Origin of the sequence: Streptomyces glomeratus (assembly GCF_021462825.1) — a bacterium.
In the GTDB taxonomy this organism is placed as follows: domain Bacteria; phylum Actinomycetota; class Actinomycetes; order Streptomycetales; family Streptomycetaceae; genus Streptomyces; species Streptomyces glomeratus.
In genome coordinates, this window is the sequence record NZ_JAKEEB010000021.1 from 49,967 (window position 1) to 66,543 (window position 16,577).

At 68.2% G+C, this 16,577-nt stretch carries 7 protein-coding genes; all 7 read right to left on the reverse strand.

The genetic code is table 11. The annotated features are described in order from the left end of the window. Positions 1 to 174 precede the first annotated feature (174 nt). The 7 genes from LZ604_RS22980 to LZ604_RS23010 all read right to left on the reverse strand — a co-directional run bounded on the left by LZ604_RS22980 (position 175) and on the right by LZ604_RS23010 (position 16,071). The gene (locus LZ604_RS22980) at positions 175 to 1,935 is read right to left on the reverse strand and encodes an Hsp70 family protein (protein ID WP_234517325.1); all 1,761 of its coding nucleotides are present in this window, start codon (positions 1,933 to 1,935) and stop codon (positions 175 to 177) included. Then, positions 1,932 to 3,107 (reverse strand): hypothetical protein, encoded by a 1,176-nt coding sequence (locus LZ604_RS22985; RefSeq protein WP_234517326.1) that lies wholly within the window; start codon positions 3,105 to 3,107, stop codon positions 1,932 to 1,934. Before LZ604_RS22985 ends, LZ604_RS22980 begins: the two co-directional genes overlap by 4 nt. Continuing rightward, positions 3,104 to 4,843 carry a hypothetical protein gene (locus LZ604_RS22990; protein ID WP_234517327.1) on the reverse strand — a complete coding sequence of 580 codons (1,740 nt, stop codon included), beginning with the start codon at positions 4,841 to 4,843 and terminating at the stop codon, positions 3,104 to 3,106. Before LZ604_RS22990 ends, LZ604_RS22985 begins: the two co-directional genes overlap by 4 nt. Next, on the reverse strand, positions 4,843 to 10,308 hold the full coding sequence (locus LZ604_RS22995; RefSeq protein WP_234517328.1) for a DEAD/DEAH box helicase: 5,466 nt from the start codon (positions 10,306 to 10,308) through the stop codon (positions 4,843 to 4,845). The genes LZ604_RS22990 and LZ604_RS22995 overlap by 1 nt, the downstream gene beginning before the upstream one ends. After that, entirely contained in the window at positions 10,305 to 11,285 is a 981-nt protein-coding gene (locus tag LZ604_RS23000; protein ID WP_234517329.1) for a hypothetical protein, read from the reverse strand. Before LZ604_RS23000 ends, LZ604_RS22995 begins: the two co-directional genes overlap by 4 nt. Then, positions 11,282 to 13,333 carry a hypothetical protein gene (locus LZ604_RS23005; protein WP_234517330.1) on the reverse strand — a complete coding sequence of 684 codons (2,052 nt, stop codon included), beginning with the start codon at positions 13,331 to 13,333 and terminating at the stop codon, positions 11,282 to 11,284. The genes LZ604_RS23000 and LZ604_RS23005 overlap by 4 nt, the downstream gene beginning before the upstream one ends. A 1,274-nt stretch (positions 13,334 to 14,607) precedes the next feature. Then, entirely contained in the window at positions 14,608 to 16,071 is a 1,464-nt protein-coding gene (locus tag LZ604_RS23010) for a hypothetical protein (RefSeq protein WP_234517331.1), read from the reverse strand. Between the last annotated feature and the right edge of the window lie 506 nt (positions 16,072 to 16,577).

Below are 16,577 nucleotides of genomic sequence, written 5' to 3' on the forward strand. Positions count from 1 at the left end.
TCGGGCGGCCAGTTCGCCGTCGGACAGTTCGCTCAGTGCGGTCAGTGCTTCCCGGTCGTGTTGGGCGCCGGCGAGGACGAGGGGCAGCAGCCAGGCGGGGGAGCCGCCGCCGGTGTGCAGGCGCAGTGCGGCGCGCTCAGGTCGATCGACCGAGCCGCCGAGGCCAGAGGCTGGTCAGAGTCCCCCCGTCACGACTCCCTGCGGCTCGCCGTTGACCGTTACCGCGGGGTCGGCCTCCACTACGCGCACGGACATGTCGATCGGTGCGGGGCGGGCGTTGGCTGTTTCGGCTGCCGAGAGGTGCTGGACATTGGAGGAGCCGTCGGCAAAGGGTCGGATGGTATGGGCCAAGAGGCGAGTCAGTTCGTCCTCGAGACCGTGCTGCAGCGGGGTGCCGTCGGGGCCGAAGGAGTCGATCTCGCGCTCGGCGAGCAGCTTGCCGGTGGCCGCATGGGTGGCGGTGAAGCGCAGGATGCCGCTCTCGTTGTAGCGGAACTTGATCTCGATCTTGTTTCGGCGGATGTCCTGCTCCCGGGTCGGAAGAGGCACCTCAATGGTGGCCAGAGGGAAGGCTCTGTCGCTGTCGGCCGAGCAGCCGACCTCGCCCTCGAGCACCGTCGCACGCGCGAAGGAAGCGCCCGGCGTGTCCGGGTAGAAGGTGGCCGAACCCTCTGCGGGGAGCGTGGCATTGCGCCGGATAATGGCGCGGAAACCCGTCTGTTCGCCCGCGCTCACAGCCGTGCCCAGGTCGTAGCTGGTGACCAGGGAAAAATCGCTGTCGTCTCCGAGCTCGCCGTCGAGGGAGGCCGCGTAGATGGCCGCGCCTCGGGCGACGGCCGTCATGGGTCGGCACAGGCCGCTGTCGACGATGCGGTCGTGGCCGAGCAGCTCGCCCAGGGCGTGACGCACCTGGGGTATCTGCGAGGTTCCGCCGATCATCAAAACCGAGTCGATGTCGTCCGGGGTGATGGCCAGGTCTTCCAGCGCCTGCTGGACCGGTTCCAGGGCGCGGGTGATGAGCGGGGTGATCGCGTCGGTGTACTCGGCCGCGGTGATCTTGACCTCGCGCTTGGAGATCGAGGAGGCGAGTCCGACGGGGAGGTCGAAAAAGAGCGCGCCGTCCATCGGCACGGAGGACAGGGCAATCTTCGTCAGCTCGACCGACCGGCGCCACCGGCGTCGCTCGGCCTTGGTGAGGCGATCCGCGGTCAGGCCGATCTTCTGCTGGATCCGCGTGGCCAGGGCGTTGTCGAACTCCAGACCGCCAAGGGCGGTGATACCGCGGGAGGTCTGCTCCTCGAAGAGGCCGTCGTCGTATTCAAGGACGGTGACGTCGATGGTTCCGCCGCCCCAGTCGAAGACGAGGAAGCGGCCGGGGATCGGAACGTCGTGGGCGTAGGAGATCGCCGCTGCCGTGGGCTCGTTGAGTAGTGCCCTAACCTTCACACCGCCGAGCGCTGCCGCGGCACGGGTGCGGTAGCGGGCGCCGCCTGTCGCGTTGGCGGGGACGGTGACGACCGCGTCGGAGAGGTCGAGCAGCTGGGCGGAGACGCCTTCCTTCATGCGGCTGAAGAGAGAGGCGGCCGCGACCGTGCTGTGGAATTTTTCCGAGCCGACCCAGACGTGGTGTTCCTCGAGCTGGGCTGCGACCTCGATGCCGTCGATATCACCGTCCTTCTCGGCGCTGGAGCGCGTGCCGAGCATGCGCTTCACGGCGTCGAGTGGCTCGCTGGTGCCGGTCTTCGCCTCCCAGCCGAAGCAGAGGGTTCGCTGCAGGTCGCGGACGGACAGCACGGAGGGGAAGAGCTGCTCGAACTCCGGCTGACGCCACTGGGATGGGACGTTGTCACTGTCGATCGGCAGCACCTCGGTGGTGTGCCCGTTCCAGCGAGCAACAACCGAGTTACTCGTTCCGAAGTCGATACCAAAACTCATCGTTTGCCTCTCTGGTTCATCTGCTTGCTAGCCGCAGCGCGCAACGACTGCCGATAACTCGTCTTCTTCTGCGCACGGCCACCTGTCGTCATATCCTGCGAACCAGTTGGAGACGAGGAATCGCCACGCGATCCCTCCTCGGGAACTTGCCGATCCCTACTTTCCTTAGAGCGAGGGGACATGGTGCCCTGCTCTGACTCCTTACCCCTAGGCCGCGATCGAGACGGATCCACTGATTTCTTCATTTCAGAGTGAAAACTCGCGCTGCTGGTTTCCGCAACCTGCCTGTCCTCAACATTCCCGTCACCGGCCTCGCCTCGGTCACGTATAGCGATCTCCCGGACTGGCAAATCGCTGGACTCCTGTTGAACACCGGGCGCCTGACCTCGATGAACCTTCTTCTTGTGCGGAGAACCACCAGGCCCCCCATTGAGGTCCTTCTTCTGCTTGTCACCCGTCTCCGTATGCGTGGCCCTGCGCTTCTGCCCCGGCTTCATCTTTTCCGCTACAGGTACCGGCACCGAGTTCTTGGGAACGGCTCTGAGCCACCCACGCTCGACAAGCTTCCCGGATTCCCTGTCGACATAAGCAGGCGCTGCAACTTCATATGCAACCGGTCCACTGCTCATCGCCCCCGGCGGATCTTCCACCACATTGAACTGTGAATGATCATCAGCCTTCCCGACAATCTCCAGGCCGGCCCGCGACAACTCATGGTCGATCCGCGCCAATACGACCCTCAGGCTCTTGGACTCCAGAGTCTGACGATGAATAGCTGCCAACTGGGCCAAGTGCATTTGGCGGGTCCTCATTCCCTCCATCACACCACTGCGTACAGAATCGGAAATTTGAGGAAGGACACGCCTCATCAACTCAGCCCGGATGGCACCGACAGGATCACCCTCTGCCTCCTTTCCTTCCAGAAGGGCACCCAAGGTCTCAGCTACGCGCTCCAGTTCCTCTTCCACTGCAGGCAGGAGTTTTTCGTTGATGGACTTGAGGATCGCCGGCGCATCCAGGGCTCCCGCGGCAATCTTAGGGATATCACTAGCGGTAAACTTCCATGGCTGCATATCAGCTGTTTTGGGTTCGTCGTTGCCGGAATACTGTTCCCGCCCTGCAAAAGATGCTCGCTTCTTCCGGGCTTCGCGCGCCCTACGACCGCTAGTCACGATGTGCTGCTCCCTGGATCTTCAAAGGCCGCGGTGTCTTCAGCAGCCGGGGAAATTCGTTCTGTCGCCTTGGCGATTATTTCTCGGGCCGCCTGGGTGCGAGACCACTCACGGTCGCTGTCCGTGGGCGGCTCGGTGAGCCTTTGCAGGGGCTCGGGCGGGAGCTCCAGCCGGTGGCTTGTGCTGGTGAGGGCTTCCCAGCGATGCCGGGCGAGCGGTACGGCGAACCGGGGCACTTCCTGCTGTTCCCGCTCGGCCTTCTCGATCATGTCCTTGGCGCGGTTGATCTGGACGCGGCCGCCGTCGTCGAGTTTCTTCCTCAGGATGCGCCAGGCCTGCTTCCAATCGCCTGCCCCGTCGGGCACATCGAGCACAAGGTAGGGGTTGAGCGGCTGCTCGTGTTCCCCGGGCGTCCGGTCCTCCAGGAAGCTGCGGTTCTTGCGCAGCACAGCCATGACGCCTCCGCCCAGCTGTTCGCTTACCGGGGGTCGGCCTTCGGCGTCCTGTTCCAAGAGCTTGAGGGACTCGGTCGCATCCGGGCCGACGCTGAGGTAGGCCTGGATGTTCTGGGCCTCCCAGCGCACGGGCTGTGACTGGTGCCGCAGTCTCGCGGCCACGGTGAGCGCCGTCTTCCTGCGCTGCTCGGCAGTGACGTCGTCGCTGCGGAGGAAGGCACGGTGCATCTGCCGCACGGCCCTGATCAGGAGCCGCACGCCGATCCAGCTGTTGAACTTCTTGCTGCTTGCGCTGCGCACCCGGGGGTTGATCCGCTCCAGGAGGGCCCACAGCCGCTCATCGGTGACGAGGTCGTCCGGAGCCTCTCCGGTCCGCCGCACCTCGCGTAGGGCGTCGAGGAGCTTTTGCGTCGGCGGCAGGAGATCGGTCCACTCCTCGGCAATGGCCCGGGCGTCGTTTGCCTGCAGCCTTATTAGCAGGCGCCAGTCCGGCGGCCAGTCGGGGCCGGGCTCCGTTCCCGGCCTGGCCTCGCGTCGTTCTCGTTCCAGGGGCCAGGCCAGCAGGTCTATCTCTTCATCGGTGAGGGACGCTGGGTCCAGGCGGGCACGGAAGTAGGCTGCCCGGGAGGTGCCGTCGTGATCGGGGACGGCACCGATCCACTCCTCGTCGATGTAGTCGTCCAGGAGCGGTCGGGGAAGCTTTGCCAGGAGAGCTTTCTGCCGAGGGACAGGCAGGTTGGTCTCCATCAGGCGGCGGTCGTCCTGGTAGATCTGCCACATGCTGCCCGGCTCGCCCAAAAGCGGCAGCGGCTTGTCCTCCAGCAGCGCGCGGGCTCGGTCATCGAGCCGGTCGTCAAGGACGTCCAGTCCATGGTCTTGGGCCATGACGAGCAGTGAGACGCCTTCGACCGGGTCGTTGTGCCCGGAGGCTGCATCGGCCGCGGCCCGGGCCAGCTTCTGTGCGGTAAGCGTTCTGGACTGTGTTTTCACCACGTCGGGCAGCGCGAGTTCGGCGAAGGATCTGGCGCGTTCCCAGGCGTCCCGGTGGGCGAACCCTTCGGGGACCGGCTCCGGCTGCTTTTCGGGCACAACGGCCGGGGCAGGGCTGCTTGTAGCTTCCGTGACGTGCGGGAGCTGCCCGGTGGTCACGGCCTGTGCAGGAGCGGTCCGGTCCTTGGTGCGGGTCTGGCGTAGAGCGAGGCGGCGGGCGATCTCGCGCTGCCGTAGCTCCTCCACGCGGGCCTGCTCGTCCGGGCCGGCTCCCAGCGGGATTGCTGTCATCAGAAGTCCTCCGCGAAGCTGCGCACCTGCTCGATCACCGCGGCAGGGGTCCGGTCCAGGCTGTAGGCGTCAGCGAAGGCGATTTTGGTGGCGAGGTTGCTGGAGAGGACCTCCTCGCGCAGGGCCTGGAGTCGTTCGTTCGTGCACTCCTTGGTGGCGGACTCCAGCGGATGTTTGACGGCGACTGCTACGGGTTCGCCGGTGAAGTCCGAGGTGAACAGCGCCACCGGTCCGGCGGCTGTTTCCGCCAGGTTGACCGTGGTGTCCTCCTCCGCCCAGCCCTTGAGTAGGACGGCGTGCTCGCCTGGATCGATCGGGAGTTTCAGGCCGCGCAGGGAGTCGGTCAGGTCGCGGGCGAGCCGCCAGTCGTACAACGGGTGCAGGCGCATGTTGGAGTAGTCGCGCAGGCAGGCGTAGCAGGAGCTGCGGCAGTTCAGCGCATGGTGGTTGCCCTCCAGGTCATCTACGTACTGGTCGACTGCTTGGAGGAACTCCTCGATGTGTTCCTGCGAGCCGAGGTAGGTGCTGAAGCCTGCGCCGTTGTCGAGGGTGTCCGCCAGGTAGGCCATGACGGGAGCGGCCACCGGGGCGTCCGAGCCGTGGATGCCGCTGAGGAGTTCCTCCGGCTGTACGTCCAGGTGCGGGGCTGCGGCACGGCGCAGCAGGGCCGCCAGCGAGTACCAGGCGGCGCGCCGGCCGTGGTACGCCTCGGGGAAGCCGTCGATCTGCTGAGACTTGGAGATGTCGAAGCGCAGACCCCGGGTGTTGTCGAAGGCGTCCTTTGCCCCGATGAACAGCATGTCGGTGTGCTGGGTGGCGCCGAGTGCGATCTCCAGGTCGGCCTCCGCCTTGGGGTTGTCCACGGCTTTGTACCCGCCCCAGGGTCCCTGGTTCTTGACGAACCGGAAGAGCTTGCCGGCGTTGGTGTTGACGATGTAGCGGTCGCCGCTGCCGGTGTGGACGACCATCCAGTCGTCGGCGGCGCGGTGGATGCGCGGGGCGGTCTTCTCCAGGTCGGTGGCGGTCCGTGCGCTGGTAGCGTTGGAGCCAAGCTCCCGGTAGCCGTCGTAGTCGCGTGCTTCGGGGGCGGCCCGGAAGCCTGCAGGCTCCCGAAAGGGGACGGCCTTGTAGTACTTGCTCTCCGCACCGCAGGCGGGGCAGGTTCCGGCGCTACCGGTCTCCGGGTCGACGCCGGCCTGTGGGTCCACGTGGGAGCAGATCCGGCACATGGCGACCAGTTGTTCCGGACCGAAGGGGTCCGCGGCGGCCTGCACTCCGCGGCCGCTCGGAACGAGGGAGACCACGCCCATAGAGCGGAGCAGTGAGCCGTCCTGCGGGGTCTCGCTGCCTGGCGCGAACTTGCTGAGGGCGACGGCCAGGTCGCGGTTGACGGAGTCGGCCGGCGGCCAGGGGAAGGTCTTCTTCGGGATGCTCCGGTAAAGGAGGCGGGAGCGGGTCGGGAAGCCGAACATGGGCAGGAGACCAGCCTCCGCCAGACGCTGGCTGAGGTCGGAGTGGCCGACGGTCCGGGCTGCCACCTCGTCGACCTGGTCGAGGAGTTCGTGGAGGGAGGCCACCGGGTCGATGGCGGTGATGTTGTCCGGCGTTCCGGCCTGGAGGGCAGCGGCAGCGGCCGTGATGCGCTCCGGGTGCTCGGCGATCCAGCGGCGGACAAAACCACGGTGCATCGGCCAGTCGGCTGCGAGGCCGAACTGTCCGTGGACGTTCGTCGTCATGTCCGGCCCCTTCCTCACGTCGTCCGGCTGCAGGGGTCTAAAGGCCTGGCGCAGGACTTCTCCGAGCAGCACCCGCCGGAAGACGGAGACCATGCCGAGGACCAGGTAGGGCGGCGGGGTCGGGTCGTTGGTGATGGCTTCCGGGCGGGCGAAGTAGTGCTCGTCGTGGCTGCGGCCACGACAGACGGTGAGTGCCACGGCGACCGGACTGTTCCGTCGGCCTGCGCGGCCCACCCGCTGCTGGTAGTTGAAACGGGTGGGCGGCATGTTGGCCATGATCACGGTGTTGAGGGGGCCGATGTCGACACCGGCCTCCATGGTCGTGGTCACGGAGAGCAATTCCAGGCCGTCAGCCTGCGGCACGTCGTTGTCGCTGAGGAAGACGTCCTGGAAGAGGCTCTGGCGACGCTGGGCCTCCAGCCGGTCCGTCTGGCCGGTCAGCTCCGCGGCGCGCAGGGGGAAGTCACCGGTGCGGTGGGCCGCCTTCCAGGCGTAGTAGTCGTCCTCGAGGACGCCGCTGTACTGCTGGGGTAGGGCAGGCAGCGGGGTCAGGCACTTGGTGCACAGCCCCGCGCCCGGGTGAAGATGCGGACGGTGGCAGGAGCGGCACGTCCAGGTCTTGTTCTCGCCGGGGCGGAGCGCCACCTTCTCCGGCTTGATCACGTAATCGACCACGGCGTCCTTCCAGACGCCGAGCACCCGGTCCGTGATCGTCTCCAGATCGGTGCCTTGGCCTTCGGCGACCTGCTTCCAAAAACGCTTCAGGGGCGCGGGAGGTCCCTGCAGAGAACCGCGGATCCTGGTGAAGCGCCGCATCAGGCCGAGAATCCGCAGACTGGCCCGCGCCACGGCCTGATCGCTGTCCGTGCCGATCTCAATTGGCGAGCGGTCATCGCGCAGGCAGAGCCATCCCAGCCCGAGCGATTCGAAGTCACGGCCTCCGCTGGAGAAGAGGCTGCCCACGGTCTCGAGGCGGAGGCGAGAGCGGAGACGGTCGAGCAGCTCCTCCTGGGCCTGGGTCTGCACCACCGCTTCGCGGTCCCGCTCCCAGTTGTAGAGCGTGGTCCAGGGCTGTCCGGCCGAGGTCTGCTGGAGCGAGGCCGCGGGACCCGCGGGGTTGGTGCCGTACTTCAGCAGCATGCCTTCGAGGTCGGAGGCGAGGTCGTCCAGCGACGGCAGTTCGGAGAACTTCCGCTCCAGGTCGGGCAGGAGCTCCGGTTCCGCATCGAGGTCGTCGGTGAGAATCGCCTTCAGGCGTCCCCAGTCGGCCGGGTTGCGGTCCCGCAGCCGTTGCATGGCGGCACGGGCTCTGTCACGGTCGACCGACTCCCCCGCGTAGTGGGCCTTCACCAGCTGAAGGTCTCCGAACGGATCCCCCTGGCTCTCGACGGCCTGAGCGCTGAGCAGACGGAGAAGGTCCTGGTAGTGGCGCAGGGCAAGACCGCTGGCGAGTTCGGAGGCGTCGTCGCGGCTGTCGGAGAAGGCGATCGCCTTGCGCTGGCCGTCAGGGAGGTGGCCGAGGGCTTCCGTCACCAGCACCTGGTTGATCTTGTAGAAACCGGTGCGCATCCGCCGGACCGGTGCGTTGCGCAACCGGTCGGGGGATTCCAGCGGGATGAAACGGCCGTCCCGGTCACGTTTGATCTCCCAGTCATCGCCGCAGGCCGGACAGCGGGTGGGGAAGGCCTGCAGCCGGGCCGGGTCATAGGCCGGCTTCTTGCCCTCCTTCTCCAGCGGCACAGAGATGTGGAATGACCATCCCGTGTGGTGGACGTCCCGGTTCTCCAGACGTCCGGTGGCAGGCTGATAGGCGCTGCGGCGGAAGGCGAACTCTACCTGCCCTCCTCCATCGGACAGGCCCGCATGCCAGCTGGGGTCGTCAAGGCCGAGGCCCTTGGTACGCGGCCAGTACACGACATAGTTCGCCGCGGTGGGCGCGCCGCTGGCCTCGTCGGGAAGCAGGTCCAGGTCCGGGAAGTCGGAGTGGAGGGCACCGATGAACATGCGCTTTTTGGTGTCCTTGGGGCTGGCGTAGCCGCCGAGCATGAGGTCACCGCAGGCCTGGCAGGAAAGAAGCTCCAGCACGCGGGCGCCACAGGTGCAGCGGGAGGTGGGCTCGGCGAAGAGCCGGCCGACCCGGCGTTCGGGGCCGTGCTCCACAGGGATGTCGGGGCACTGCGGGTCTGAGCAGGCCCAGACGCCCTCGATGTTCCGGAAGAAGAAGTGGGCGCGAAGCTGGGGAAGTTCGGGGTCCTGAGCGGATCCGAGTATGCGCAGCACCCCATGGAGGGCGTCCTGGCGCTGCTCCTCGCAGACGGCCGGGAAGAGGTTCTTCGCCAGTTCGGGGGCGGGCAGGGCGCGGGGCTTGCCGCCGGGGGTGAGCGCGCGCTGGAGCGCCGGACCGAGGCCGGTCTCCCGGGCCAGGGCGACGGCTTCGTCCCGGGTGATGGGGGCCTTCGCGGCCCTGACGAGGCGTTCGGTGTGGGTAGCCAGGTCGCCCTCGCCATGGACCTCCTTTGCTCTGCCAGGGATGATCACGCGCCGGAAGCCGGGCAGGGCGAAGAATCCGTCGAGGAACTCGTCGTCCCGTCCAGCCTCCAGGGAGGCGGAGGCGGCGAGCACGCGGAACTTTTCGGGGCTCTTGTCGAGGCCGAGACGGTGACGGAGGTTGCGCAGCAGATACGCCACCTCGGTGCCGGCCGTGCCGCGATACATGTGGAGCTCGTCGAGGATCAAGGTGAAGCGGGCGCCCGGCGTCTCCTCCAGCCACTTCCGAGTGGCGCTGAAGATGTGCTCCTCCTGCTTGCGGAGCAGCATGATGTTCAGCATCGAGTAGTTGGTGACCATGATGTCCGGCGGAGCAGCCTGCATGTCCCAGCGGGCGTGCATCTCCGCCCCGCCAAGGCGCGGGATGAAGGCCCGCAGCTCCTCGCCGAGCTTGTCGTCGGCCTTACGCTGCCGTTCCTGGACCTCCCGCAGGTACTGCCGCAGACGGAAGTTCGCCGGCTCGAAATCGCGGCGGCCGGAGACGGGGGTGGCTCCGGTGTAGCGGCCGAAGTAGAAGCGGTGTCCGTTGCGCTTGCGGTCCAGCCACGCGTGGGCCTCGCGACTGTCCAGCGACTTCCGCAGCCGGACCAGCTGGTCGTCGGCGAGGGCGTTGGTGGGGTAGAGGATCAGCACGCGCAGGGCGGCGGGGTGGTCGTGCTCTCCCTGTCGGCTGGGCACATAGTCGGCGTCTGCCTGCCACCACTCGCGCTGCACCGCACGCGTGCCCTGCCAGTGGGCGGACTCGGCAACCAGGTCGGCCAGGACCGGCAGCAGGAAGGACTCCGTCTTGCCCGAACCGGTGCCGGCGGTGACCACAAAGTCCTTGCCCTGGCAGGCGGCGGCCAGGGCGTCGTGCTGGTGCTGGTAGAGGCTGGTCACACCGTCGGGGAGCGTGAAGCGGGCGAACTCGGCCGCGTCGGGGTGCGCCCCTGCTACGGCGAAGGAGTCCGCAATGCTGATGCCCCGGGAGGCGTACTGCGGGCGCAGCTCGATCAGCGGGTCGCGCCAGGCCCCGTTGTCCCGGTCCAGCAGGTTGCGCCGCTCCTCCATGACGGAACGGTCGTCGACGCTGAACGGGGTGTCGTAGTAGCGGAAGAGCGCGCTGCGCAGGTTGTCGAAGGTGCCCATGACGTCCTGGACGTCGGTGTGCGTCACGGCCTCTGTCTGCTGTTCGACGCTCACTTCGTCCTCCCGCCGGTGGCCGCCACCGCTCGCGGCATGATCTCCAGGTTCTGCTGCAGTGAGGCTGCGATCGCCTCGGCGAGCGCCTTTGGCACGTTGTCGTACGCGCGGGTCTGCGCCTGCTTGCTCACCGAGGGCGGGAAGCCGCTACACAGGACGGCCGCGCGCTCGTGCAGGGCGGGCAGCGGCGCGTACCGGTCGACGAAGAGCCGGCCAATGCCGGCACGGCCCTTGGCGGCTTCCGGCCTCCATCGCATCGCGCCGGTGCGGTGGCGGGCGAGCTCCAGGTAGATGCCCGTCTCACGTTCCACCGCGTAGAAGACGCCGTTACGGCGGACACGGCTCAGGCGTGCGTAGTCGGCTCCGCGCCAGCGGTACAGGCCGTCCTCGTCGTCCGTTTTCACGGGGACGAACCGCTGGAGGCGCAGTTCGTACTTCTCCAGCGTGTTCACCGTGCTGCCGCCGGGCGGCGCAGACTCGGGGCCCAGAGCCGCCTGCGGGAGCAGATGCGTCAACTGCAGGGCGGCACAGGGCACATAACGGGCCCCCAGCAGCTCTGCGGTTTCCTGAAGGGTCCGCAGGTCCTCATACTGCAACAGGAGAGTGTCGGGCAACGGCGCCTCACCGGCCTCCGGCCGGTGAGGGACGGTGATCAGCTCCATCCACTCCTGCGCCGCCTCCTCGACGCGCGCGCTGATCTGCGCGGTGCGCGCGCCGGTCAGCAGCATGAGGCCGTCGGCGTAGGGCAGCCGGGTCAGCACCGGCGGCGCCACCGACCAGCGGTCGGCGCGCAAGTCCACGTCGATGAACCCAAGGGCGGCGACCTTACGCATCCACTCCCAGTCGGCATACTCCTTCAGCTCCAGGCCCCATGCCTCGGCCTGGCTGCGGACGCCGTCGCGCAGTGCGGACGCCGTGCCGCTGCGGCTCTCACTCAGCCACCGCAGGAGGATCCCGCCGAACTCGTCACTGCTCATCGTTCCAGCTCCTTGGCGGCCTGCACGTACTCGGCCCACGAGCGCTCGGTAGACGCCTGCTGAGCGTTGAGGACGGCGCGGGCCCATGCCCGCGGGTTGCCGGCAGTCCTCGGCTTCGGCGTTCCGGGGTTCACCGGGCGGCCCTTCCAGCGTCCGCTTCGGCGCTCCAGGAGCCAGCCGCCGATACCGTGGAAGTCGGCCTCGAAGCGGAGCGGGGCGGGGGTGTCGGGCAGGCGCTGCATCCACCAGTCCGGCTGTTGCGGGGCCTGAAGCGTCCACAACCGTCCGTCGGCTGCTGCGAACAGCACCTCGTCCGCGTCCCGTCGGCACAGCTCCATGACGGCTGCAGTGCTCTGTGCCGTGGCACCCATGCAGTCGGCTCCGGTGATGCCGGTCGGCAGGATCTGCTCGACAAGGAGGGAAGACGACTCCGAGGCCTTGCCGTCCACGACCGTGAAGCCGCAGACCTTGGTCATCTTCGGCTCGACGACGGCCCGGTCCGCTGTCGCGAAGCCGATCTCCACCTCTGCATAGCTCACCGCGTGGCGGCCCGGCTCCAGCCGGAGCACGGCCAGGGGAACAGGGCGACCCGCGGCAATCGCCTTCCTGAGCTCGGGCCGCTCCTTCCCGTCGACCAGCAGCGTGCCGGCCATGGCGTCCGGCAGGACCACCTGGGGCTCACCGCCCCGCAGATACAGGTGGGGGTCGAGCGAGGGCGCGAGCTTCAGGCCGCCCTCGAGGCGGAGCTTGAACTGGGCCGGGGGCTGCAGGAGGCTGACCGCGCCCTGGACCTCCTGGAGCGCACGACGCAGGGTGACCGCGTCATCGAAGATGACGGGCTTGTGCATGGACCACCCCTGCGGCACCCATGCCAGTCTGCTGGTGTCGGCGTTCCTGCCCGTCGTCGCGGCTTTGTCCAGCACCCGCTGCACGTTGCGCTGTGCGGTCGGGGCAGCGAGCACCACGTGCGCCTCTCCCGGGCGGAAGCCGTCGGTGCTTGCCCAGACGCCGAGCACGTCGTCCCGTGCAAGCACCAGGACGGAGGAGGAAGGGCGGCTGAGCACCAGGTCGTCCCCGTCGCGCCGGATACCCCTGCCGAGGGTGTCCGCGCTCGGGGCGGGCAGGCCCGTCACCTCGTAGTAGGCGGAGTCGCCGAGCTGCTCAAGCACGACGCCGCCCTTGAGCTCGATGCGCTCCTTCTGCTCCGCGGACCGCAGGCGCGCCACCCAACTAAGACGGCCGGCGTCCAGCCGCACCAGGAGCTCCGCGCGGGTGACACCGGTGGGCACCAGCTCGTCCGAACCGTCCCAGGAAGCGGCGTAGTTGCCGATCAGCTTGGCGAGGAAGGAGCGGAACTCCTCCTGCAAGGCGTTGCGGAAGCCCTTGGAGAAGTGCTGCTCCATGCCCCGGATCTCGATCTGGGCGAGCAGCGTCTCCCCCGACAGCGGCCAGGTCGTGCCGTGCTCCCGCAACGACCGGAAGAACTTCGGCATGAAGGACCGGTCCGCGCCGCTGAGCAGCGCCTGGGACTGGGCGAACCCGATCATGCTGCGGTTGGAGGGCAGGTCGGCGGGGGCGGGAATGGTGCACAGACCCCGCGCACCCCTCTGGCTGAACTGCCAGGAGGCCAGCACCTGCCACATGCGGGAGATGGGCTCGTAATGCTGGCTGCCCAGCCGCTTCTCATCGCCGGTCAGCAGCTCGGAGAAGCGGGCGTGGTAAGCGGTGGCCCGATGGTTCTGGTCGTTCACCATCCGGCACGCGGCCATCACCGAGCAGGCCAGCAGCGGCAGAAAGGCAGGCACGCCGTTCTTGTCCTGCTGCCGCTTGCGCCAGCGGAAGTCCTCCAGCGCGCTGTACGGTTCCGCGGTACCCAGCCGCAGGAACTTGCCCACGCACGGGACGAGGGGCTGGTCTATGCCGTAACCGTGCCTGAGTTCCTGCTCCACGTCATCGTCGACGTAGAACAGCGTCGGGTGGCCGGCGTGCTGCCGTCCGAAGAACTCTTCGGCTAGCACTTCCTGCCACGCCTGATAAGAATGATCCACGCTGTCCCCAAAAGAGAGGTCCCGATGCCCTATTCGTGAAATCCCCCCGGGCATGGAACGGTCTTCCGCGTCACCCTAGAGCCCGCCACCGACAACGGGGCGCCGCCGAACGCCCCCTCAGGCGCCGACCCCGTCGGCCGTGCAGCCCTCGACCGTCACCGCCCGGCCAACTTAACGGCGCGCGACACGCAAAGACGTATCTCCCGCAGCGGGCAGCAACGTCTCCCGTCCCGCCTGCCGTCGGCCGCGGCCCGCAGCACCTCTCACGGCTACTCCGGCAGCCCGCCAGTTCCCGCTGCCGCCACTTTGGCCTACAGGTGTCCGACGCTGGTCACGCGGATCGACCACTCTCCCGGTGAAGCACCCACCCTGCACATCCTTCCCCCCACGCATCGCGCCGACTCGTCCGTTCACGTGCGACCGGAGTGTCAGAAGCACAGCAGCCCCCTGCCACCCCTGGCTGGTACCACTCGAAACGAGCCAACCACGCAGGGGCACAGAATATCTATGCGCTGTACACACAATCCACACTCGTGCCACAAACGTGATCTTGCCTGATAGGCAAAATGACCGAGCCGAGCCTCAAAGCTCCCAGTCGCGGTACGTCACCGGATCGAGGCAACCCAGCCGTCCTGCCCCGAGCCGCCTCAAACGCAGGCCAGGCACCGCCATAGAGACCGGAGCTTGTCGCGTTTTGTCGGTGGAGAAGGGCCCGGATCGGCTTCGTGGGCGAAATGGCAGACCCTCGTCACATACCCCTTGGGGCGCAGCTGTTCTCCACAGCCGCCGAGAAGCGTGCCGCACCAGAAGTCGTCCCTTCCGAACTGAGGAGGAACTCGTCGAGGTTGTGCGGGTGCTCTGGAAGGATCACCGACTGGTCCGAGTCTCGGCCGCCGATGACCGCGGTCTGGATGAGACGCGTGTCGACAGTGGGGGTTGGAGCGTCTTTTTGCATCCGTGCGCCGAGTGCACCAAGTGTCCTAGATGGAAAAACCCAGGTCGGCCTACAGACCGAGGCGCTCGTTGCGATCGGGGTGAAGACGGCGATCCGGTGCGGCCGTTCGCGAAGGCTACCGTCGGTCAGCACCGTCCAGTCAATCCAACTCCACCCGGTTCGTTCCCGGATCAGAACAGGTTCGCAGCCAGTAGTGCACGGCGCCTCGGAGCAGACATGCCCGCCGCGCACAGCGCGGGACCGTTCTCTCTCCCAGCGCTGCGGCTGCTGCCCGAAGGGGCTCGCTGAGCGATCCTGGGCGCCGGCGGGGTGCAGTCGGTCATGGGGTGATCCCTTCCAGAGGGCTGGTCGATGCGGTGGCGCAGGTGGTGCAGCGGCCGTCGCCGTCGGGGCGGGCGCGCCGGGGGGTTGGGCCGGGGCAGGTGTGGCACAGCGGCCAGCCGAGGCAGGCCGGGCAGAGACCTTGGCCGGGGGCAGTGTGGGGAGCACCGCAGCCGGCGCACTCGGCGAGCGCTCGGTGGGTCAGGGCCTCGGTCACGGTGCGGGCGGCAGACGCGGTAGACGCCCGCGAGGTCACCGGCCACCCGGGCGGCTCGTCCTTGGGGGGCGCGCCGCGGTGATCGCTGACGAAGGTGTCGGGTGGTGGGTAGGCCTGGGCGGCTCGTAGGCGGGCGGCGATGATCGCCGCGACCGAGGTACGCACCGGGCTGGGCAAGGGCCGGCCGGTGATGAGGTGGCGCAGCTGCTCCGGGCTCCAGCCGGCCTCCATCATCACGGTGACCACGCGGCCCTGATCAGTCAGCGCCCTCCCGGTCAGCAGCAGTTCCGGGCGGCCCGCCCCGATCTCGAGCAGCAGCCGGGTCCCCGGATGCAGGTCGTCCGCCGGGACCGCGGCCGCCGAGGACGCTGATGCGTCCGGCTGCTTGGTCCCTGCGAGCGTCCGCGCGGCGTCGCCGCGGCCGCACGGACGGAGGGGTCTGGTGTTCTCTTTGCTGGTGTTCTTTCTGTTGGTGTTCTTAGCGGGCCGATGAACCGACGTCGGGCTATCCACCGGTGGAAATCCCGACATCGGCTGCGACCTGCTGCTTTGCAGGCTGGGCAGGTCGGTGATGACGTACGCGGCCGCGCCGAGGGTGCCATCGGGGCTGCGCTCGCGCTCCCTCCGCAGGAAGCCGTGCTCCTCCAGCTCCCTGAGCCCGGTCTTCACGGCTGCCTCGCCGTCGCGGCTGCGGCGCGCCAGGTCGGTGACGGTCATCCGCCAGCCGTCCCGGTGCGTGCTGATGAGTCCGAACAAGCCCTTCGCCTTGAAGGAGAGCCTGCCGTCGCGGAAGAGGCCGTTGGCGATCTGGGTGAACTGGTCCGCCGCCATCACCCCGCGGCGGATCCCCGCCCCGGGGCTGCGCCCCGCCTCGCCGGCTGGGACGGCGGCGAACGCCATACCGGCCGCCTGCATAAGGTCGGCGTCCATGGCCGCCGGTCGGTCCGTGATCGAGTAGACGATCTCGCCGAGCGTCCCGTTGTCGTGCCGGAGCTGTTCGCGAATGAGGTAGCCGTGCCGCTGCAGTTCGTTCAGGCCTGCGCGTACGGCATCCCGCCCGTCAGGCCCCGCTCTGACGAGGTCGGCGACCGCCACCTGCCAGCCGGTCCGGTGGGTGCTGATGCAGCCGAAGATCCCTTTCGCCTTGAACGAGAGCCGGGTGTCGCGGAAGAGCCCGTTGGCGATCTGGGTGAACTGGTCTCCCGCCATCACCCCGCGGCGGATCCCCGTCCCGAAGCGGCTCATCGCGATCCACCGCGCGCCCGGCGGCTGACGCCTTGGTGCGCGTCCGCGGGGTCGAAGGGAGCGGGGCTGCCGGATAAGGAGCGGTGCGCGAGATGCATGCCGCCAGCTCATCCGGCGCCCCCGACCGCGCTGACGGCCATAGCCCCCGACCATCGGTCACGATCCGGCGACATGCGCATCGGGCTGCCGTGGTTGGGCTCGTGGTCGGGCCGGCCACGAGCCCGACCATGGGGCTCCGGAGGCCTGCGCAATCGCGGCTCGCAACGGGGTCGGCATTCGTTGCGCATCGGGCTGCGCAACGAGTCCGCGGGTCCTGCGCAATCGGTACGTGCCGTTGGCAGCCGGGATGCGCAGCCAGCCGTAGGCCTGCGCACCCCGGCTGCTCACTTCCGGAAGCATCACGGGCCCGGCTCCTGTCTCCGCACCATCCACTGACCCGCTCTGGACGGCTCCCCTGTCCCGCCGCCTGCGGAATAGCGACGTCGCCCGGGCCCTGTCCGGGCCGT

What these genes read in the sequence shown, in the direction of transcription:
- LZ604_RS22990 (WP_234517327.1), bottom strand. Translation starts at nt 4,843, where the DNA reads ATGACAGCAATCCCGCTGGGAGCCGGCCCGGACGAGCAGGCCCGCGTG.
- LZ604_RS23010 (WP_234517331.1), bottom strand. Translation starts at nt 16,071, where the DNA reads ATGAGCCGCTTCGGGACGGGGATCCGCCGCGGGGTGATGGCGGGAGAC.
- LZ604_RS23000 (WP_234517329.1), bottom strand. Translation starts at nt 11,285, where the DNA reads ATGAGCAGTGACGAGTTCGGCGGGATCCTCCTGCGGTGGCTGAGTGAG.
- LZ604_RS22980 (WP_234517325.1), bottom strand. Translation starts at nt 1,935, where the DNA reads ATGAGTTTTGGTATCGACTTCGGAACGAGTAACTCGGTTGTTGCTCGC.